General features: G+C 64.8%; 19 protein-coding genes and 1 tRNA gene. 14 read left to right on the top strand and 6 right to left on the bottom strand.

Annotated features, from left to right (window positions below; translation table 11 throughout):
- Positions 1 to 43 precede the first annotated feature (43 nt).
- From GXB81_RS25915 to GXB81_RS25905, 3 genes are all read left to right on the top strand, one after another.
- Positions 44 to 1,582, top strand: coding sequence for a sensor histidine kinase (locus GXB81_RS25915; RefSeq protein WP_167040770.1), 1,539 nt, complete (start codon positions 44 to 46; stop codon positions 1,580 to 1,582).
- A gap of 240 nt (positions 1,583 to 1,822) precedes the next feature.
- Positions 1,823 to 3,481 (top strand): MFS transporter, encoded by a 1,659-nt coding sequence (locus GXB81_RS25910; protein ID WP_205990698.1) that lies wholly within the window; start codon positions 1,823 to 1,825, stop codon positions 3,479 to 3,481.
- Positions 3,482 to 3,587: 106 nt separating this feature from the next.
- Positions 3,588 to 3,664 (top strand) — tRNA-Met (locus GXB81_RS25905).
- A gap of 831 nt (positions 3,665 to 4,495) precedes the next feature.
- Here GXB81_RS25905 and GXB81_RS25900 read toward each other — a convergent pair.
- Positions 4,496 to 5,452 (bottom strand): AraC family transcriptional regulator, encoded by a 957-nt coding sequence (locus GXB81_RS25900; protein WP_167040715.1) that lies wholly within the window; start codon positions 5,450 to 5,452, stop codon positions 4,496 to 4,498.
- 166 nt (positions 5,453 to 5,618) lie between these two features.
- On the opposite strand from GXB81_RS25900, the gene GXB81_RS25895 reads away from it, so the two are divergent.
- Together GXB81_RS25895 and GXB81_RS25890 are read left to right on the top strand one after the other, a co-directional pair.
- Positions 5,619 to 6,374 (top strand): SDR family oxidoreductase, encoded by a 756-nt coding sequence (locus GXB81_RS25895; protein WP_167040712.1) that lies wholly within the window; start codon positions 5,619 to 5,621, stop codon positions 6,372 to 6,374.
- A gap of 146 nt (positions 6,375 to 6,520) precedes the next feature.
- On the top strand, positions 6,521 to 6,664 hold the full coding sequence (locus GXB81_RS25890) for a hypothetical protein (RefSeq protein WP_167040709.1): 144 nt from the start codon (positions 6,521 to 6,523) through the stop codon (positions 6,662 to 6,664).
- 229 nt (positions 6,665 to 6,893) lie between these two features.
- Here the strand turns inward: GXB81_RS25890 and GXB81_RS25885 are convergent, their stop codons facing one another.
- Positions 6,894 to 7,922 carry a helix-turn-helix domain-containing protein gene (locus GXB81_RS25885; protein WP_167284968.1) on the bottom strand — a complete coding sequence of 343 codons (1,029 nt, stop codon included), beginning with the start codon at positions 7,920 to 7,922 and terminating at the stop codon, positions 6,894 to 6,896.
- 267 nt (positions 7,923 to 8,189) lie between these two features.
- Here GXB81_RS25885 and GXB81_RS25880 point away from each other — a divergent pair, with 267 nt between their 5' ends.
- The 3 genes from GXB81_RS25880 (at position 8,190) to GXB81_RS25870 (ending at position 10,639) form a co-directional block, all read left to right on the top strand.
- Complete coding sequence (locus GXB81_RS25880; RefSeq protein ID WP_241016518.1) at positions 8,190 to 9,278, top strand: CAP domain-containing protein; 1,089 nt, start codon at positions 8,190 to 8,192, stop codon at positions 9,276 to 9,278.
- Between the two features lie 10 nt (positions 9,279 to 9,288).
- Positions 9,289 to 9,969, top strand: coding sequence for a hypothetical protein (locus GXB81_RS25875; protein WP_205990696.1), 681 nt, complete (start codon positions 9,289 to 9,291; stop codon positions 9,967 to 9,969).
- Positions 9,970 to 10,291: 322 nt separating this feature from the next.
- Positions 10,292 to 10,639, top strand: coding sequence for a hypothetical protein (locus GXB81_RS25870; protein ID WP_167040679.1), 348 nt, complete (start codon positions 10,292 to 10,294; stop codon positions 10,637 to 10,639).
- 27 nt (positions 10,640 to 10,666) lie between these two features.
- Here GXB81_RS25870 and GXB81_RS25865 read toward each other — a convergent pair whose 3' ends face one another.
- Positions 10,667 to 11,110, bottom strand: a complete 444-nt coding sequence (locus GXB81_RS25865) for a MarR family transcriptional regulator (protein ID WP_167040676.1) — start codon at positions 11,108 to 11,110, stop codon at positions 10,667 to 10,669.
- Between the two features lie 142 nt (positions 11,111 to 11,252).
- Here GXB81_RS25865 and GXB81_RS25860 point away from each other — a divergent pair, with 142 nt between their 5' ends.
- Positions 11,253 to 12,791 carry a DHA2 family efflux MFS transporter permease subunit gene (locus GXB81_RS25860; protein ID WP_167040673.1) on the top strand — a complete coding sequence of 513 codons (1,539 nt, stop codon included), beginning with the start codon at positions 11,253 to 11,255 and terminating at the stop codon, positions 12,789 to 12,791.
- Positions 12,792 to 12,813: 22 nt separating this feature from the next.
- Here the strand turns inward: GXB81_RS25860 and GXB81_RS25855 are convergent, their stop codons facing one another.
- Positions 12,814 to 13,575, bottom strand: a complete 762-nt coding sequence (locus tag GXB81_RS25855) for a FadR/GntR family transcriptional regulator (RefSeq protein ID WP_240162903.1) — start codon at positions 13,573 to 13,575, stop codon at positions 12,814 to 12,816.
- Between the two features lie 120 nt (positions 13,576 to 13,695).
- Here GXB81_RS25855 and dgoD point away from each other — a divergent pair, with 120 nt between their 5' ends.
- The 4 genes from dgoD (at position 13,696) to GXB81_RS25835 (ending at position 17,139) form a co-directional block, all read left to right on the top strand.
- Complete coding sequence (gene dgoD, locus GXB81_RS25850) at positions 13,696 to 14,844, top strand: galactonate dehydratase (RefSeq protein WP_167284963.1); 1,149 nt, start codon at positions 13,696 to 13,698, stop codon at positions 14,842 to 14,844.
- Positions 14,845 to 15,079: 235 nt separating this feature from the next.
- A complete protein-coding gene (locus GXB81_RS25845) occupies positions 15,080 to 16,348 on the top strand; it encodes an MFS transporter (protein WP_205990695.1) in 1,269 nt (422 codons plus the stop codon).
- 239 nt (positions 16,349 to 16,587) lie between these two features.
- Positions 16,588 to 16,890 (top strand): hypothetical protein, encoded by a 303-nt coding sequence (locus GXB81_RS25840; protein ID WP_167041233.1) that lies wholly within the window; start codon positions 16,588 to 16,590, stop codon positions 16,888 to 16,890.
- Positions 16,891 to 16,902: 12 nt separating this feature from the next.
- On the top strand, positions 16,903 to 17,139 hold the full coding sequence (locus GXB81_RS25835) for a YodC family protein (protein WP_167040664.1): 237 nt from the start codon (positions 16,903 to 16,905) through the stop codon (positions 17,137 to 17,139).
- Positions 17,140 to 17,307: 168 nt separating this feature from the next.
- Here GXB81_RS25835 and GXB81_RS25830 read toward each other — a convergent pair whose 3' ends face one another.
- Positions 17,308 to 18,303: an aldo/keto reductase gene (locus tag GXB81_RS25830; protein ID WP_167040661.1), complete on the bottom strand. Its 996-nt coding sequence runs from the start codon at positions 18,301 to 18,303 to the stop codon at positions 17,308 to 17,310.
- 105 nt (positions 18,304 to 18,408) lie between these two features.
- Between GXB81_RS25830 and GXB81_RS25825 the strand changes: the two genes are divergently transcribed.
- Positions 18,409 to 19,299: a LysR family transcriptional regulator gene (locus GXB81_RS25825; RefSeq protein ID WP_167284957.1), complete on the top strand. Its 891-nt coding sequence runs from the start codon at positions 18,409 to 18,411 to the stop codon at positions 19,297 to 19,299.
- 205 nt (positions 19,300 to 19,504) lie between these two features.
- Here the strand turns inward: GXB81_RS25825 and GXB81_RS25820 are convergent.
- On the bottom strand, positions 19,505 to 20,001 hold a 497-nt coding region (locus tag GXB81_RS25820), incomplete at its 5' end, for a CopD family protein (RefSeq protein ID WP_205990694.1).

Genomic DNA, 20,001 nt, shown 5'->3' with positions numbered 1-20,001 from the left:
GGCCGCGATGCCGGCGAGCCACCACTACAAATAGAGGCCCGCGATGTCCGCACGCGCTGACCGTGCCCCGGCGCACGCGGCGGACCTCGACGAGGCGCGCGACGCGCGCTACGCCAACCCGTTCGCCCCGCCCGACGAAACCGAAGCCGCCGCCGAGGCGCGCCCGCGCTCGCTGTTCGGCGAAATTCTCGACTGGATGCTCGCGCCGCTGCTGCTGCTCTGGCCGATGAGCCTCGCGGTCACCTATCTGGTCGCCAAGTCGATCGCGAACGGCCCGTTCGACCGCGCGCTCGAAACCGACGCCTACGTGCTCGCGCGCCAGATCCATCCGGTCAACGGCGTCGCGGAGCTGTCGCTGCCCGACTCGACGCGCGATTTCCTGCGCGCGGACAACGTCGACAGCGTGTTCTACCAGGTGCTCGGCACGCGCGGCGAACTGGTCGCGGGCGAGCGCGACATGCCGCTGCCGCACGAAGAAGACCGGCCGCAACCGGGCATCGTCGAATTCCGCGACGACGTGCTGCGCGGCAACGACATCCGCGTCGCCTACACGACCGTTGAGTTTCCGCAGACGCGCGACGCGCAGCCCGTGCTCGTGCAGGTCGCCGAAACGCTCGACAAGCGCAGCCAGCTCGCCAACGACATCATCAAGGGCGTGATCCTGCCGCAGTTCGTGATCCTGCCGCTCGCGATCCTGCTCGTGTGGTTCGGCCTGTCGCGCGGGCTCGCGCCACTGCATGCGCTGCAGGCGCACATCCGCGCGCGGCGCCCGGACGACCTGTCGCCACTCGAAGCGCAGCGCGCGCCACCCGAAATCGAGCCGCTCGTCACCTCGTTCAACGATCTGCTCACGCGCCTCGAACAGAACATGGAGCTGCAGAAGCGCTTCATCGCCGACGCCGCGCATCAGATGAAAACGCCGCTCGCCGGCCTGCGCACCCAGGCCGAGCTGGCGCTGCGGCAGAACGCGTCGGCCGAGGTGCATCGCTCGCTCGAACAGATCGCGACCAGTTCCGAGCACGCCGCGCGGCTCGTCACGCAATTGCTCGCGCTCGCACGCGCGGAAAACCGCCGCTCGGGACAGATCTTCACGCCGGTCGAACTCGGCGAACTCGCGCGCAGCGCGGTGCGCGAATGGGTGCAGCCCGCGCTCGCCAAGGAGATGGACCTTGGCTACGAGGCGCCCGACGAGCCGGTCGAAGTGGCCGGCAATCCGGTGATGCTGCGCGAACTGCTGTCGAACCTGATCGACAACGCGATCCGCTATACGCCAGCGGGCGGGCGCATTACCGTGCGCGTGCGCAACGACGCGGCCGCGCGGCTCGTGCATCTCGAAGTCGAGGACACCGGCCTCGGCATTCCGGCCGCCGAACGCTCGCGCGTGGTCGAGCGCTTCTACCGGATTCTCGGCCGCGAGGGCGACGGCAGCGGCCTCGGGCTCGCGATCGTGCGCGAGATCGCGGCGATGCACGGCGGCGAGATGACCATCGACGACAACGTCTACCAGGAGTCGCCGCGACTCGCGGGAACGCTCGTGCGCATCAGCTTGCAGGTGCCCGAGCGGGGGCGGGACTTACCCTAACGCGGCCCGGCGTCAGGTATCGCCCATCCGTAATTTTGAGATACACGCTCGACAATTAGGCACAATTAAGCGTGTCTTGTGCGACATTGAACGTATGTTGACGGTTCGTTCGCCGATTTATCAGGGACATCCCCTGCCCGGCCGCCGCGTCAGTAGGCCGTAAGTTTCCACTCCAATAATCGGTTGCACGGGAACGCCTGAGCCGGCGATCCGCGTGCATATCAATATGGGAGACGACCTATGGCTACCGTTGGCGGGCAAATCTCGCACGTGCCGATGACGCGCGATGAGAAGCGGGTGATCTTCGCATCGTCGCTGGGCACGGTTTTCGAGTGGTACGATTTTTATCTGGCCGGCTCGCTCGCGGCCTTCATCAGCAAGAGCTTTTTCTCGGGCGTCAATCCGACCGCGGGGTTCATCTTCACGCTGCTGAGCTTCGCGGCAGGCTTCGCGGTGCGGCCGTTCGGCGCGATCGTGTTCGGGCGTCTCGGCGACATGGTCGGGCGCAAGTACACGTTCCTCGTCACGATCATCATCATGGGCCTGTCGACGTTCCTCGTCGGCTTCCTGCCCGGCTATGCGTCGATCGGCATCGCTTCGCCGGTGATCTTCATCGCGATGCGGCTGCTACAGGGCCTCGCGCTCGGCGGCGAATACGGCGGCGCCGCGACCTACGTCGCCGAACATGCACCGGCGAACCGGCGCGGCTTCTACACGGCGTGGATCCAGACCACCGCCACGCTCGGCCTGTTCCTGTCGCTGCTCGTGATTCTCGGCGTGCGCACGTTCATGGGCGAAGACGCGTTCGGTGCATGGGGCTGGCGCATTCCGTTCATCGTGTCGATCCTGCTGCTCGCGGTGTCGGTGTGGATTCGCCTGCAACTGCACGAGTCGCCGGTGTTCGAGCGCATCAAGGCCGAGGGCAAGACCTCGAAGGCGCCGCTCTCCGAGGCGTTCGGCCAGTGGAAGAACCTGAAGGTCGTGATTCTCGCGCTGCTCGGCTTGACGGCCGGCCAGGCTGTGGTCTGGTACACGGGCCAGTTCTACACGCTGTTCTTCCTCACTCAGACGCTGAAGGTCGACGGCACCAGCGCCAACATCATGATCGCGCTCGCGCTCCTGATCGGCACGCCGTTCTTCCTGTTCTTCGGCTCGCTGTCGGACAGGATCGGCCGCAAGCCGATCATCATGGCCGGCCTGCTGATCGCCGCGCTGACGTACTTCCCGCTCTTCAAGGCGCTCACGCACTACACGAACCCGGCGCTCGAAGCGGCAACGGCGAAGTCGCCGATCGTCGTGATCGCCGATCCGGCCGAGTGCTCGTTCCAGTTCAACCCGGTGGGCACGGCGAAGTTCGTGACCTCGTGCGACATCGCGAAGGGCGCGCTCTCGCGGGCCGGCCTGAACTATGACAACGTCGCGGCGCCGGCCGGCACGATCGCGCAGATCCGCGTGGGCGACACCGTCGTCAACACGTTCGACGGCCACGCGCCCGACGCGAAGGAGCAAACCAAGCTGTTCGAGACGACGCTCGCCGCGACGCTGAAGGCCGCCGGCTATCCGCCGAAGGCCAACCCCGCGCAGATCAACTGGCCGATGAGCATCGTGATCCTGACGATCCTCGTGATCTACGTGACGATGGTGTACGGGCCGATCGCGGCGATGCTGGTGGAGATGTTCCCGACGCGCATCCGCTATACGTCGATGTCGCTGCCGTATCACATCGGCAACGGCTGGTTCGGCGGCTTCCTCCCAGCGACCGCGTTCGCGATCGTGGCGGCGAAGGGCAACATCTACTCGGGGCTCTGGTATCCGATCGTGATCGCGGTGGTCACCTTCGTGATCGGCATGCTGTTCGTGCGCGAGACCAAAGACTCGGATATTTATGCGAAGGATTGAGGGGGTGTCTGGGGACTGTGCTCAGGTAGTAGTCCGGGCTGTCTGAAAAAGTTGTGGGCCGGGGGTTGACAGCTTCCGGCTGCGTCAGCATAATCTCGCTTCTTTCGGCGAATTAGCTCAGTCGGTTAGAGCGACGGAATCATAATCCGCAGGTCCGGGGTTCGAGTCCCTGATTCGCCACCAGTTGCAAGAAAAAGCCGCTGCTTCTCACGAAGCAGCGGCTTTTTTGTTCTGGAACGCCGGGAATGCGCCCGAACAGGGGCATTACGCATCTAAAGCAGCCAAACGTTTTAGATGCGAGCGATTTTCCGGGAGCGGATGCTATCGCGCGCCGGCGGCTACCGTGTAGTACCGAGTCGTTCCCGCCACGCTGCAATGTGTCATAGCAACAGGAGGTCAGACCGAACGGGAGCAAACCCCGGCTATTCTGCTGGCCAGCCCCATTCCGCGGCGGTTGATCCTCGCCGCGCAGGCTGCGTCTCTGATGGAATTGGGAGCGCTCGTGCGGCTTCGATATGGTGGCCCGCGCCAGCAGTTTCGGCGTGACAAGGCCGGTTACAGGGATGCAGTCTGCTACCTCTACGGCTAAGCGCACACGCAGCATCTACCGCCTCACGGCAAAGGAATCGCAAATCACGCGACCGGTAAAGATCAAGTCGTACACCATACCAAGCAAACATCGTGCGCAGAGGTTCACTCCTTCGCGCAAATCCTGTGCGCGCCTGTGAAGGCTGTAGGTAGCAGCTCGCGCAAATAAAATAAGCATCGAAAGCGAACGATGCCAGTGAGCGGCGCAGAACAACGTGTTACGCGCGCAGCAACCCTGCGTAACCGGCGAGCTGAAAGTGCAAATAGATTGCGTAACCCGTGTGCATCAAAACGCAAACGGAGACGGTCATCCACAGCCCATAAACCGTAGTTGACATACAGCGAAAGTCCTTACAGCAGGATAGGCTTGCGCCGGTTTTGGGCGCCGACGCAACATGGAAGCGCCGGCCGGCTGTCAGCGGATTCTCACGACTGATTCGGTTCAAGTGGTAAAAGGCGCGCTCCGAGAATAGCTTCTGCAGACCTTCCCGCAGCAACGGTGCTGGTAGCATCCTTGATGGCATCGACGTCTCTGCTCGGAGGTAGGCCGAACATTCGCCGGTATTCCCGCGTGAATTGCTGGACGCTTTCATAGCCCACGGAAAACGCCGCGCCGCTGGCCGACACACCTTCCGACGCCATCAGCCTGCGAGCTTCGATCAGGCGCAATTGCTTCTGGAATTGCAACGGGGACAACGAGGTCGCCGCCCGGAAATGCTGGTAGAACGACGATGGACTCATGCGGGCCTCGGACGCCAGCCGCTCAATCGGCAGCGGCTGCGCGAACTCGCTGCGCAGCAGGGCGACAGCACGTGCCACGCGCTGGGTGTGGCTCTCCGGCCAGCCCAAGTGACGGATCGCGGCGCCGTGTTTTCCGACCAGCAGCCAGTAGTGCATTTCCCGCACGAGCTGGGCCTGCAGAACGGGCAGCGCCGCGGGGCGTTCGATCAGCCGCATCAGGCGCAGCGCTGCATCGGCCACCTCTGAGTCGGATGGCTCAACCCGCACGGGCGACCCTTGGGCCGCGGGCCCCAGTTTCATCTCCACGGCAAGTTCGGCGATAGCCGTCAGATCCAGATCCAGCACCAGCGAGAAGTACGGCTCGGCGGCGCTGGCGCGCGTGACCTGGCTTACCGTCGGCACGTCGGCCGTAATCAGCAGCGAATCGCCGGCGCTGAAGTCGAACGTTTTCGTACCCATCGTGACCCGCTTGCCTCCATGCAACACCAGGCAGGCCAGCGGCCGGGAAATCGCATAGTCGATCCCGCTCGGCTGGGTCGCCCGGATGGTGGTCAGGGCCGGGATGGGAGTTTGGGCCACGCCTGTCGGGCCAGTATAGGCACTCGCGTAGCGGCGCACCGCGTCGAGCAGGGTGTCGTTCATATCGTCGTGCTACGAGCGTTTTTTACCTCGGCATCCTAGCGCGTTTCAGGCGGCGCGAAATCCACCTTCGGAGGAAAAGGCCAAGAACTCGGCGATTCAGGCAAAGGTAATCCACGTTCCGCGCGACAAAATGAACGCCTTCTTATACGTTACCAAGGAGTCGTTCATGAGCAGGATTTCTGTCGTCACGGGTTCCAGCCGCGGCCTCGGCCGCAATACCGCCCTGGCCATCGCCAGTCGGGGCGGCGACGTCATCATTACCTATCACAGTCGCGAAGCAGAAGCCAAGGCCGTGGTCGCCGAGATCGAGAAGCTCGGTCGCAAGGCGGTAGCCCTTCAACTGGACGCCGACGACGCCACCACTTTCGCGGCCTTCGCAGAACGGCTGAGGACCGCGTTGCACCAGACCTGGCAGCGCGACAGCTTCGACCATCTCGTCAACAACGCCGGACATGGCGACGTGGCGCCGATTGCCGAGATGAGCGAGGACGCGTTCGACAAACTGGTCAATGTGCACTTCAAGGGCGTGTTCTTCCTCACGCAGAAGCTGCTGCCCCTGCTCGCTGACGGGGGGCGCATTGTGAACCTGTCCACTGGTCTGACCCGAGTGTCTGCCGAAGGCTGGTCGGCTTATGCCTCGGTCAAGGGTGCAATTGAGGTACTGACCGTATATATGGCCAAGGAACTGGGTCGCCGCAAAATCTCGGTCAATGCGGTGGCGCCGGGCGCGATCGAGACTGATTTCTTCAACGGCGCCGTGCGTGATACCCCGGAATTCAACAAGTTCTTCGCGGACATGACGGCTTTGGGTCGCGTCGGTGTGCCTGACGACATCGGGCCGATGATCGCCAGCCTCTTGTCCGAGGACAACCGCTGGGTCAACGCACAGCGCATCGAAGTGTCGGGCGGTCAAGGCATCTGAGCCAGAATGCCGGACACCTACGAGTTTCATCAACAGCGAGCTTTATAAATTGGCGGATGCGCCGCATCTGGCCGACGTCTTTGTCCCAAGGCCGGCTTACACGCTTATGTTGTTACGACCTGTTTCTATCGAAGGAGCGGACCGCCGTGCCTCTGATCCATGTTCATTACCCGACCGGTACGCTGGCTACCGAGGCGCGCAACGCGCTGGCCGAAGAATTGACGCATGTCTCCGCTTCAATCTCTTCGTTTTCAGCCGACCGCTTCGATATCATCATACGAAGCGGTTAAAGTGAAGCCCAACCGAAACTTCGTCAGCTTGCAATGAGCGCTTTTATTCGCGAAGGCGATACGACAGATCACGGTGGCAGAGTGCTCGCCTAACAGCCAGGTCGAAGGCAAATCCGCTCTGACACGGCACGCCGATCAGCCCGACACACAGCGCATCACCGACGCTTCATCAACCCAGACCTACTTCGCCCTCGACTAGCGCCCACCACAACTCACTCCATCCAGCCGCTCAAACAGGCAAACTCTGCACCTTCGCTTCATAAGCCGCGCCAATGCTTTGCGTGCCGCCGCTCGACCTCGCAACCGGCGCTTCGGCCGCCTCGCGGGCCTCGGAAGGCGCGCAGCCGAACCGCTCCTTGAAGGCGCGGCTGAAAACGGATTCCGCAGAAAAACCCAGGCCATACGCGATCTCGGCCACCCGCTCCCGCGGGACACCGGGCATGCGCAGGCGACGCATCGCCTCGTCCAGCCGGCGCGCGCGCACATGGCGGGCGACCCCGCCCGAGGCTGCGAACAGTTCGTAGAGCGCCGTCCGCGAGATTCCGACAGCGGCGGCCACCGCGGCGGCGTCGAGTCCGGGATCGGACAGATTGCGCTCGATGTGCGATAGCGCCTGCGCCCGCAGCATCGGCGCGAGCCGCGGGTCGCCTCGACGGGCGCCCGGCTTCGCCTTCGGCAAGAGACACGAGGCCAGCAAGCTCAGCGTCGCCTCCCCGGCCAGCCTCGCCTGCTCCTGCGTCATGCGGTTAACCAGACGCCCCAGAGACTGGATATGCGCGGTGACCATCCCGCCGATCGGATCATTGGCCTCCCATCCGACCGCGTGCAAGGGCGCGCCGAGCGGCAGCCTCCGCTCCAGCGACGCGCGCGGCACGCTCAACGTCAGCATCGGCGCGCTGCGCGCAAAACCCACGTTCTCGATCGCCAGGTCGCGCAAAGCGACCGAGCCGACCGGCACGCGCTGCTGGCCGCCATCGAACTCGGAAGCCAGTTCGCCCCCGAGCAGGCAATGAACAAGACACTGCTCGGCCGGCGTCGAGGCAATTTTTCCGCGCGTGCGGCGGAACTGGACGTCGTCGAAGGCAAAGTGGCGGGTCATCAGCATCGAGCCCAGATCCCACACTTCGATCTTCGCCCGAAACCGCGCCTCCCTGCACCGCCACACCTCGTAGAGCGGGCGCAAGCTCTCGCGCCAGATTTCCTCCGCGTCGCCCGCCCCCACGCTTCGGCTGTCAAATTTCAGAAACGGCCCCGGCATTCCCCAACCCCGTAGTCGAATTTTTTTACTTTACGTGGGGCCGATTTTATCCCGGCGCAGGGCGATTGATTTCGTCTCGCGCCATTTTCCAGCGGCTCCCGCACGCTGGCCGCCCGCCCGGACGAATCGCAAAGAAATCGCGGACGAATCGCGAGGTGAAAGACCGCTCGCCAGGCAATCATTGCGTCGCAGATACACGCGAGACGACTCGCTCATCACAACGGACCAGCAATGAAAAAAACAGTTTTGGGAGCTGCAACGGGGGCCATGATCCTGGCGGCATGCGGCGGCGGCGGCGGCAGCAGTAGTAGTAGTTCGACCGGCGACACGAACCCCGCGCCATCGATCTCGCCGCCGAGCGTCTCGCTGCTTGCCGCGCCCGGCACCGCGGCAGCCGGCCCGTTTGCGGCAAGCGGCGACACGGCGACCGACGCGCTCGCCTTCGTCAACAACAAGCGGGCACAGATCGGACTCCCCGCGTTGAGCGCCCAATCCGGCGTCGCCCAGGCTGCGGCCAACCATTCGCTGTGGGAACAGGACAACAACGTCATCGGCCACTACGAAACGGCCGGCCAGCCCGGCTACACCGGCTACTCGCCGACTGACCGGGTGAACCTCTTCTACTCGACCAGCTCCGTCGGCGAAGTCACGGCCGGTTTCTCCGGTCCGTTCCTGAACTCGACCGAAGCGATCGAAGCGTTGTTCGACGCCCCCTTCCACCGCGCGCCCATGCTTTTCGACTCGGTCCACGCCGGCGCGGGCGTCGCCAACGCCGCGAGCACCTCGCAGCTCTCCACGCTGACGGTCGATTTCGCCGACTACAAGCAGGTCATCGGCGAGGGCCAACTGGTCGCCTGGCCGTACAACGGCATGACGGGCGTCGATACAGGCTGGTTCGCCAACGAGAGCCCGAACCCGGTGGCCGCCCAGCCGGCACTCGAAAACACCGTGGTCGGCTACCCGGTAACGCTCTCGGGCGGCGACAACGCGGCGTTCTCGAACGTCTCGTTCACCATCGCGGACGCCTCGGGCAACAACGTCCCGTGCCTCGAGACCGACAGCTCGAACAACGCGGAAGCGACGCGCCTCGCGATCTGCGTGCCGACCGCGAAGCTGGCGACCAGCATGACCTACACGGCCAAGGTCTCCGGCACGCTGACGAACACCTCGCTCGCGGCGACGCCGTTTTCGGTGAGCTGGAAATTCACGACGGCACAGACCGACAACGCGCCGATCGGCGCCCCGGCGGCCGCCTCGCCGCAAAGCTCGACGCAAAGCGCCAGCCCGGCGACGGCAACCGGCCTCGCGCGCGCGGCGAAGCAGACGACGTCCGGTCGACAGTTCATCCTGAATTGAGCTTATTCCCATGATCTCGCGAACTCCCTCCTCATCGGTCGGCTTTGCCGCGTTCGCGCTCGCGGCGGCATGCGCCGCGGGCCCGGTCCTCGCCCAATCGTCGCCGCAGGCCGCGAGCCTGCCCGCCCCGGCAGCGCAGCCCGCTCCGCTATCGCAAGCCGATACGCCCGCCTATGTGGTTGGCGAAAAGTGGACCTTCAAATACGAGAACGCTCTCGACCCGTCCAAAAATTCGACCTATACGCAAGCGGTGTCGAACGTCGGGCCCGGTCGCGTCGAACTCAACCAGGGAGCCACCGTCCTCGACGCAAACGGCAACATTGTGAAACTCGGCGCGACGAGCTACGAGCCGAGCGACGGCAAGCTGCGCTTTCCCATGCACGTCGGGGATGCCTGGTCGGGTTCCTACTCCTACAAGACAGGCAGTTGGGAAGCCATCGGCCAGCGCCGGTCGAAGGTCGTCGACGTCGAGCTTGTCGAGACGGCGGCCGGATCGTTCCAGGCGTTCAGGATCGAGCAATCGGTTGCGTGGTCGGCCGGCGGGGGCAACCGCGGCGAGGGCCAGACCCGGGAAGTGGACTGGTATGCGCCGGCGGTCGGCCGCATCGTGAAGCTGGACTACACCGACCAGGCGACGCACGCCGCGCCGACGACCACGCATGTCGAGCTGGTCGGCTTCACGAAGCCGTAAAGGGGTAACGCAGGGTAACGCGTGGCAGCGCGGGATATCGCAGAGTATCGCAGAGTATCGCAGCCGCGCGCTCGAGCCGCCCCTGCCGTTATCGATAGGCATCCTTAGGTATCGCGAGCAACCCAACGGATGAGCGAGCGATGACATCGCGGAAAGGAGCCGCTGAAACGCCCCCGGGTTTGTTGCGCACGCCCACTCTTGAGAGAATGGCAGCTCGCGCAAGCCTGACAAGTTTTCCCCGGCGATGCCAAAGCACCGCGCGTCCGGGTTCCAGGAGCTTGCAGGCTTCCTTGCAGAATCGCAACTTCGAGGAGGTTCCCTGATGACGTTTCGCACCGCCGCGCTCGCCGCTACCGCGGCTTCCCTCGCGCTCGTCTGCGCCGGCGCAACGCTCGCTGCCCGGGCGCAGACGCCGGCCGACAGCCAGTGGCGCGCGAGCCCCATGACGCTCGCGACGCTGCTGCAGGACGGCTACAGGATCGCCGCGGTCGTCAACGACACGCGCGGCAACGGCGGCCCGGCCGACACGATCTTCGTGCAGCGCGATCAGAGCGCGTTCAAATGCATCGACCCGCAGCAGTCCGATGCAAAAACCAGGCAGGCCGAGACGCCGGCCTGTTACGAACTGGTGCCGCCGGGCGGCGCCGCACCGGCTTCCGAGTCGAAATAACGCCGGTGATGCAATGGCGGGGTGAGCTCAGCGATCGACGATCCGGCTCAGATTGCCGCGCACCCGCTGCAACAGCGCAATCAGTTGTGCCGCCTCGGCATCGCTGAAACCGTTGAGCGCTTCGAGCGCGACCTCGTCGCCGACCTTGCGCGCCTTGCCGAGCGTGCCCTCGGCCTTCGGCGTCATGCGCACCTGGCGCTCGCGGCGATCCTGCGGATTCGCGCTCCGCTCGATCCAGCCGCCCTCTTCCATCCGGTCGAGCAGACGGCCGGCCGAGATCGGCGCGACTTCGAGCAGGTCCGCGAGCCGCGCCTGGTTGATGTCGCCGTAGTGGCCGAGATAGGCCAGCACACGACACTGCGCGCGCGTGAGATCGACCGACGATTTCGCGAGGTCGTCGAAACGCTTGCCCGCGAGGCGGCCGACGTCGGAAATCAGAAAGCCGAAGCGCTCTTCGAGTTGGGTTTTCATGCGCGGATTATACGGAAGCCCCCCGGTTTGCCGCGCGCCGGCACGCACGCGAGCGCGCCAGGCTCAGCACAACTCCCGATAGCGCAAACCCGTTCCGCCGATATAATAAGCATGCTTATTATATCGGCCGCCCCCCTCTTTCATGTCCTCAGCTTCCACGCCGGCGAGCGCCACCGCACCGCTCAACCGGCCGATGATCACGATCTCGATCATGCTCGCGACGCTGATCCAGACGCTCGACAGCACGATCGCCAACGTGGCGCTGCCGCATATGCAAGGCACGCTGTCCGCGTCGCAGGACGAGATCACGTGGGTGCTGACGTCCTACATCGTCGCCGCCGCGATCGCCACGCCGCTGACCGGCTGGCTCTCGGACCGGCTCAGCGTGAAGCGTCTGCTGCTGATCGCGATCGCCGGCTTCACCGTCAGTTCGGCGCTATGCGGGCTGTCGGAAACGCTGCCGCAAATCGTGCTGTCGCGTCTGCTGCAAGGCGTTTTCGGCGCCTCGCTCGTGCCGCTCTCGCAATCGATCCTGCTCGACATCAACCCGCGCGAAAAGCAGGGCCAGGCGATGGCCGTGTGGGGCATGGGCGTGATGGTCGGGCCGATTCTCGGTCCGACGCTCGGCGGCTGGCTCACCGACAGCTACAACTGGCGCTGGGTGTTCTTCATCAACGTGCCGATCGGCGCGTTCGCGCTGTTCGGCGTCGCGACCTTCCTGCCGACGCGCGAGCCGAAGCACGACGTGAAGTTCGACGCGTTCGGCTTCATCACGCTCGGTCTCGCGATCGGCGCCTTGCAGGCCATGCTCGATCGCGGCGAACAGCTCGACTGGTTTTCGTCGACCGAGATCGTGATCGAGGCGCTCGTCGCGGCAATCAGCTTCGCGTTCTTTCTCGTGCACACGGCGACGGTCGGCAAGCATTCGTTCTTCAAGTACCAGTTGCTGAAGGACCCGAACTTCGCGACCGGCACGTTCTTCATCTTCGTGATCGGCGCGGTCATGTATGCGACGCGCGCGCTGCTGCCGCCGATGCTGCAAAACCTGATGGGCTATCCGGTCGCGACCACGGGCCTCGTCACGGCGCCGAGCGGCGCCGGCACGATGGTCGCGATGCTGATCGCGGGGCGCCTGCTCAAGCGCGTCGATGCGCGGCTTCTGCTGCTCTCGGGCTTCCTGATCTCGGCGTTCGCGCTCTGGCAGATGATGCAGTACACGATCGTGCTGTCGGCATCGGACATCGTGTGGCCCGGCGTAATCCAGGGCTTCGGGCTCGGCCTCGTGTTCGTGCCGCTCTCCGCGCTGACGTTCTCGACGCTCTCGCCGGAACTGCGCGCCGACGGCACCGCGACCTACAGCCTGATGCGCAACATCGGCAGCAGTATCGGCATCTCGATCGTGCAGACGCTGATGACGCGCAACACGCAGATCTCGCACGCGGACCTCGCGGCGAACATCACCGCGTTCAATCCGGCGATCCAGCCGATGCTCGGCAGCGGCTCGAACTACGACATCGCGGCGCTCAACGCGTCGATCACGCAGCAGGCGTCGATGGTCGCGTATCTGAACGACTTCAAGCTGATGTTCATGGCAACGCTGCTGGTGATTCCGCTCTTGCTGTTGATCCGGCCGTCGCACAAGGCGCCCGATGCATCGGTGGCGCATGCGGCGATGGATTGACCACTCACCCGGCTCACCCGCCTCACCCTTCGATCCGCCCGCGCGTCACGCCGAGCAACGACGCCATCGCCGCGCGCGCGCATTGCGCATTGCGTGCGCGGATCGCCTCGAACACCGCTGTATGCTCGGCGAGCGACGCATTGAACACGTCAGCGCGTTTCGCATTGAGCCGCAGCTGCGCCTCGAGCGTGCGCTCGATCAGCGCGCCGAGCGGAATCAGCAATTCGTTGCTGCATGCGCTTAGCACGCATAGATGAAACTGCAGGTCCGCGCGCACCCATGCGTCGACGTTGCACGCCGCCACCATCGCTGCATGCGCGGCCTCGAGCGCGGGCAGCGTGTCGTCCGTATGCGAGGCGGCCGCGAGGCTCGCCGCATACGGTTCGATCATCTCGCGCATTTCCTGCAGCTTGAGCGCGAATGCCATCGGCTCGGCGACGCGCGAGTACCAGTCGAGCAGATCGGCATCGAGCAGATTCCACGCCGACTTCGGCCGCACCCGCGTGCCGACGCGCGGCCGCGATTCGATCAGCCCTTTCGACGTCAGCGTGCGCAGCGCCTCGCGCAGCACCGTGCGGCTCACGCCGAAGCGCTCCATCAACTCGGCCTCGCGCGGCAGGATCGAATCGGGCGCGTAATCGCCGCGCAGAATCGCGGTCGCGAGCAGTTGGGCGACTCGCCCGTGCAGGTCGTGCTGAATGGTTTTCTCCTCGCGCGGGTCGGTCTGTCGCTGGTGAGTCGCTGATCGGTCGCTGGTCTCGTGCCGCCACGCGGCGACGGCCATGGTTCCAGTCTGACCACTATGTGGCAAATAATACTATTAATAGTACTTTAAAGCGCTTTGTTGTAGCATCGGGTTTCCGAATTTTTTTCCGCCAGCGCCGGCCGCGAGGAGACACGCACCATGAAAATCACCAAACTCGAAACCTTCATCGTCCCGCCGCGCTGGTGCTTCCTGAAGATCGAGACCGACGAGGGCATCGTCGGCTGGGGCGAGCCGGTGGTCGAGGGCCGCGCGCATACGGTGGCCGCGGCGGTCGAGGAACTGTCCGACTATCTGATCGGCAAGGACCCGCTGCTGATCGAGGACCACTGGCAGGTGATGTACCGCGCGGGCTTCTATCGCGGCGGCCCGATCACGATGAGCGCGATCGCGGGCGTCGACCAGGCGTTGTGGGACATCAAGGGCAAGCATCATGGCGTGCCGGTGCATGCGCTGCTCGGCGGCCAGGTGCGCGAGCGCATCAAGGTGTACTCGTGGATCGGCGGCGACCGCCCGAGCGACGTCGCCAACAACGCGCGCGCGGTGGTCGAGCGCGGCTTCAAGGCCGTCAAGATGAACGGCTCGGAAGAGCTGCAGATCATCGACACCTTCGACAAGGTGCAAGGCGTGATCAACAACGTCGCGGCGGTGCGCGAGGCGGTCGGACCGAACGTCGGCATCGGCGTGGACTTCCACGGCCGCGTCCATAAGCCGATGGCGAAGGTGCTCGCGAAGGAGCTCGATCCGTACAAGCTGCTCTTCATCGAGGAGCCGGTGCTCTCGGAGAACGCCGAGGCGCTGCGCGACATCGTCAATCAGACCAACACGCCGATCGCGCTCGGCGAGCGTCTGTATTCGCGCTGGGACTTCAAGCACATCCTCTCGGGCGGCTACGTCGACATCATCCAGCCGGACGCGTCGCACGCGGGCGGCATCACCGAATGCCGCAAGATCGCCGCGATGGCCGAGGCCTACGACGTCGCGCTCGCGCTGCATTGCCCGCTCGGCCCGATCGCGCTCGCCACCTGCCTGCAGATCGACGCGGTCAGCTACAACGCGTTCATCCAGGAACAGAGCCTCGGCATTCACTACAACCAGGGCAACGACCTGCTCGACTACATCAAAAACCCGGAGGTCTTCAGGTACGAAGACGGTTTCGTGTCGATTCCGCAGGGCCCGGGACTCGGCATCGAGGTCAACGAGGAGAAGGTGCGCGAGATGGCGAAGGTCGGTCATCGCTGGCGCAATCCGGTGTGGCGTCACGCGGACGGCAGCGTCGCCGAATGGTGATTCCGCGCCCCTGAGCGGATGAAGCGGCACGCCGCCGGCGGGCAGCGTGCCGGCATCGGTGCGCCTTGGGGTGCACCTGGGGTCAGCGCCAGGCTACGCATCCCATGCGGCCCGGCGGCGGCTGTTGCGCGCCGTCCGATAGACGCGACCGCGCCCTGCCGGTTCGTCGCCCCCGCCCGCCGCCGATAACAAAATCATCAAGAGGCTGACCCTCGTGGAGACAACCCACACCCAAATGCAAGCGACCGGCAAGCGCCATCGCCTGCTCGCGGTGCTGTTCGTCACCGTCGTCATCACCTATCTCGACCGCAGCAATCTGTCGATCGCCGCGACCGCGATCGGCCAGGACCTGCAACTCGATCCCGCCCAGATGGGCCTCGTGTTCTCGGCCTTCGGCTGGTCGTATGCGCTGCTGCAGATTCCCGGCGGCATCCTCGTGGACCGCACGCGGCCTCGCCTGCTGCTCGCGCTGATCATCGGACTATGGTCACTCGCGACGCTGCTGCAGGGCTTCGCCAGCGCGTTCGCGGTGCTGCTGTCGCTGCGCGTATTGCTGGGCGCGCTCGAAGCGCCCGCCTATCCGACGCTCAATCGCGTCGTCACCACATGGTTTCCCGATAACGAACGGGCCCGCGCCATCGCGAGCTACACGTCCGGCCAGTACGTCGGGCTCGCGTTCCTGACGCCGGTGCTCGTGCTCACGCAGCAGCACTTCGGCTGGCAGGGCGTGTTCTTTCTGACGGGCGCGCTCGGCATCGGCTGGGCGCTGGTCTGGTACGCGCTGTATCGCGAGCCGTCCGAGGCCAGCGGCATCAACGCGGCCGAACTCGACGTCATCCGCGCAGGCGGCGGCCTCGTCGAACTCGGCAGCGCGCCGCGCGCCCGCGCCCGCTATACCGCCGCCGACTGGCGCGCCGTGCTCGGCAACCGCAAGCTGTGGGGCGTGTACATCGGCCAGATCGCGGTGACCTCGACGCTGTGGTTCTTCCTCACCTGGTTTCCGACCTACCTCGTCAAGTACCGGCACATGGACTTCCTGAAGGCCGGCTTCATGGCGGCCGTGCCGTTTCTCGCGGCGTTCGTCGGCATTCTCGCCTCGGGCCTGCTGTCGGACTGGATGATGCGGCGCGGCGTGTCGGCCACGGTCGCGCGCAAGGTGCCGATCGTCACGGGCCTCCTGCTGTCGACGGCAATCGTCGGCGCGAACTACGTCGACACGCCCGCGATGGTGATCCTCTTCATGGCGATCGCGTTCTTCGGCAGCGGCTTTTCGTCGATCACGTGGGTGCTGGTGTCGTCGATGGCGAAGAAGGAGCTGCTCGGCCTGACCGGCGGCATGTTCAACCTGATGGGCAATCTGTCGTCGATCTGCGTGCCGGTGGTGATCGGCTTCATCGTCAAAAACAGCGACTTCAAGCCCGCGCTGATGTTCATGAGCGCGGTCGGCGTGGTCGGCGCGCTGTCGTATCTGTTCCTTGTCGGCAAGATCGAGCGCATCCGCTGAACGCTTCGCCGACGCCCCGCCCGCGTGTTACGGCCACGTGACGCGCGGGCCGTCGCAGTAACGTAACATCCCGGACCGCCACGCCTCGAACCGGCGTTTCACGACCGCTCCCGGATTTCGCCCTCTCCTCGCAAAGCCTTACCCGGCAAGGCTTGCGCGCCATTGGTTCGGTATCGGACATACGCATGGCCCGCTCCTTGCTCAAATGCATGCAAACGACACATGCTACGGGGAACAACGTGGGCGAATTCCTTCCTGACTATCTGATCCGCGAACAGGCGGCGGTCGGCGCGCTGGTCGCGTTCGGCGTGCTGCGGGTCATCGGCGCGATGTTCGCGTACGAGCGCGGCTGGAGCATCGCGGTGGTCGCAAAGTGCTTTATCGGCGCGGCGGTGCTGTACTGCCTGCCGCAGATATTCGATCTGCTCACGCAGATGGTCGGCTCGCGCGCGGCCGGCGCCGAACTCGAAGGCAAGGCCGCGGGCTGTGCGATCGCGCTGTTCTGCGCGCCGATCCTCGCCCATCGGCTCGGCTTCGAGTAAGCGAGGCTCGCGATGCGGCTCATCAAGAGAAACGCCAAACCGGTGTACAGCCCGGGCGACGTGCTGAAACTGAAGTCCGGCGGCCGTCCGATGACGGCAACCTGGAGCGGCCCGGTCGTGTTCGCGCCGGGCAACTGGCTGATCTGCCAGTGGTTCAGCGACGCGGGCGAGCTTCAGCAGGAGATGTTTCCGGAGGAGACCCTGGAGCGGGCGCACGACGCAGTGCACGACGAAGCGCTCGTGGCCTGAAGAGAGCAGGAGCGGATCGGCTGGTCGATGCCAGCCAATCGTGTGTATTGCGCCGCACGCGCCCTACTGCCGTGCGGCGCTTTTTTTTGCTTTTTTTAATTTCCCGGCGACTCCGGCCCGCTGCCCTGGACGGCTATCGGGTGGAGTCCTTCCAGGCAGGGCGGAAACCTACTTCGGCCCCATTGCTTCGAAAGAAGCCGGATATCGGCTGCCCGAGATGTTCTCGGGAGAGAACGTCGCTTCGAGCCGTGCGCATTCCGCTTCGGTCAACGCAAGGCTCGCGGCATCGACATTCTGTTCCAGATTCGCGATGCGCTTTGCGCCGGGAATCGGCACGATGTCGCGCCCTTGAGCCAGTACCCAGGCGAGGGCGACTTGCGCAGCGCTTGCGCCTTTCGCCGCGGCGATGTCCTCGATCACCGTCACCAACTGGCGATTGGCCTCGATATGGCCGGGCTGGAAGCGCGGCAAGCTGTGGCGGAAGTCACCCGATTCCAGCGTGGTGGTGGCCGGCATTTTTCCGGTCAGGAAGCCGCGGCCCAGCGGGCTGAACGGCACGAAGGCAATGCCCAGTTCGCGGCAGGTGTCGAGCACGCCGTTTGTTTCGACATCGCGAGTCCAAAGCGAGTATTCGCTCTGCAAAGCCGTGATCGGGTGAATGGCATGCGCCCGCCGCAGCGTCTCGGCGGAGACCTCGGAAAGACCGATGGCGCGCACCTTGCCTTCGGCCACCAGCTCGGCCATGGCGCCGACACTCTCCTCGACCGGCACGGCCGGATCGACGCGATGCAGATAATAAAGGTCGATGACATCGGTATCGAGGCGCTTCAGCGAGGCTTCCGCGACCGCGCGGGCGTTTTCGGGACGTCCGTCCGTTCCGGTGATTTCGCCGAAATCGCTGCGCTCCCGGTTGTAGACGAAGCCGAATTTCGTCGCGATGACCACGCGCTCACGGTAAGGCCTGAGCGCCTTGCCCAGCAGAATCTCGTTGCGATGAGGTCCATAAACCTCGGCGGTATCGAAGAAGCTCACGCCCAGCTCGACGGCGCGCTGCAGCGTCCGGATCGAACTGGCTTCGTCCTGCGCGCCATAAGACTGGCTCAGCCCCATGCAGCCCAAACCGATGGGCGAAACTTCGATTTTTCCTAACTTGCGATGTTCCATAGCGCACTCCTTTGTGAATTAACGCGGAATGGAAGCATGGTAGTTGGAGCGAATGATGCTGATAACCCGTGTAAAGCAGTTTGTGTTGATCTAAAATTTCGAACAATGGATCGAACACAGCTTTCCCAACTCGTCGTTTTCGTGACCGTTGCCAGGACTGGCAGTTTTCGGGCAGCGGCGGATCAGCTCGGCATCGCGCCTTCAGCGGTCAGCCACGCGGTCTCCACGCTGGAGGACACGCTCGGCCTGAGGTTGCTGGCGCGCACCACGCGCTCGACACGCCCGACCGAGGAAGGGGAACGTCTCCTTGCCCGGGTCGCCGGCCCCCTTGCCGAAATCGAAACGGGATTCACCGAGGTCACGGAAGGGGCCGTTGCGCCCGCCGGCCCATTGCGGATCACGATGCCGTTTCTCGCGGTCCAGGAAGTCATCATGCGACGCCTGCCGGCGTTTACGGCGCGCTATCCCGCGATCGAACTCGACATTCGCGTTTCGGATATTTTTGAAGACATCGTCGAAAAGGGTTGCGACGCGGGAATCAGGCTCGGGGAGAGCCTCGCGGCCGACATGATCGCGGTACGCGCCGACGGGCCACGGCGCGGCATGATTGTCGCTGCCCCCGCCTACTTCGAGCGACATCCCAGGCCCCGGCATCCACGCGATCTGAGCGCACACAACTGCATCCGCCGCCGGTTCGAAAGCGGACGCCTATACCGTTGGGAACTGGAGCATGACGGGCATGCGGTCAGTGTCGAGGTCAAGGGCAGCGTGATCCTGCCACAGCAGGAATTGATGAGGCAGGCCGCCCTCGACGGAGTGGGACTGGCGTTTCTGTTTGAGGAAGCCGTCGCGGCCGACGTACGCGAAGGGCGGCTGATCTCCGTCATGGAAGAATGGTGTCCGCCTTTCGATGGCTTTTATATTTATTACCCTTCCCGGCGACAGATGCGCCCGGCATTGCGCGCCTTCGTCGAATTCTTCCGCTATTCCGCGTAAGGCCTGGCTATTTCCAGCCTGAGCATGTGCCGGCCACGCAACGTGCGTTGTCCGACACGCTCCGCAAGCGGCCCGGCACAGAGGAACCCGAACGCGCAGGCGAGGCCGAAGACCGTCGCGGAGTCGGCCCTCGCCGGCGAGCTTGTCCCGAAAGCAATGCCGATCTGCCCGAGCATCGGCAAAACGGCATCCATCTGACCCACGCTCAGCCGAGCGCCGCAAACGCCGGCACGCTATGCGACAGCGCCGCCGCCACGACGAACACGCCGATCATCACGAGCGCTTCGAGATACAGCACGTTGACGAACGTGTGCGCGTCCATCGTCGACGCGGTGCGGCGCAGGCGCGGCAGCGCCGACAGCCGGTTCAGCCCGCCCAACACGAGCGCGAGCGCGACCAGCACGAGCTTGAGCGTCAGCACATGGCCCCACGTGCTCGACAGGATCGCGTCGAGCGAGCCCCCCGAACCGCGCACCGCGTTGAAAACGCCCGACAGCAGCACGAGCGCCACCGCGACGATCGACACGTTCGACACCTGCGCCGCCGTGCGGATCAGCATGCCGCGCGCGGTCGACGCGCCGAGCGCCGGCAGCACCGCAAGTCCCGAGGCCATCGCGAGGCCGCCCCAGACGCTCGTCGCCAGCACGTGCAGCGTCTGCATGCCGATCGCCGCCGACAGCACGCCGGCATCGGCCGCATGAC

The sequence above is a fragment of the Paraburkholderia sp. Ac-20336 genome, from assembly GCF_017105025.1.
GTDB lineage: Bacteria > Pseudomonadota > Gammaproteobacteria > Burkholderiales > Burkholderiaceae > Paraburkholderia.
The sequence above is the reverse complement of the archived record's forward strand: the minus strand, read 5'-3'. Positions and strand labels throughout refer to the sequence as shown.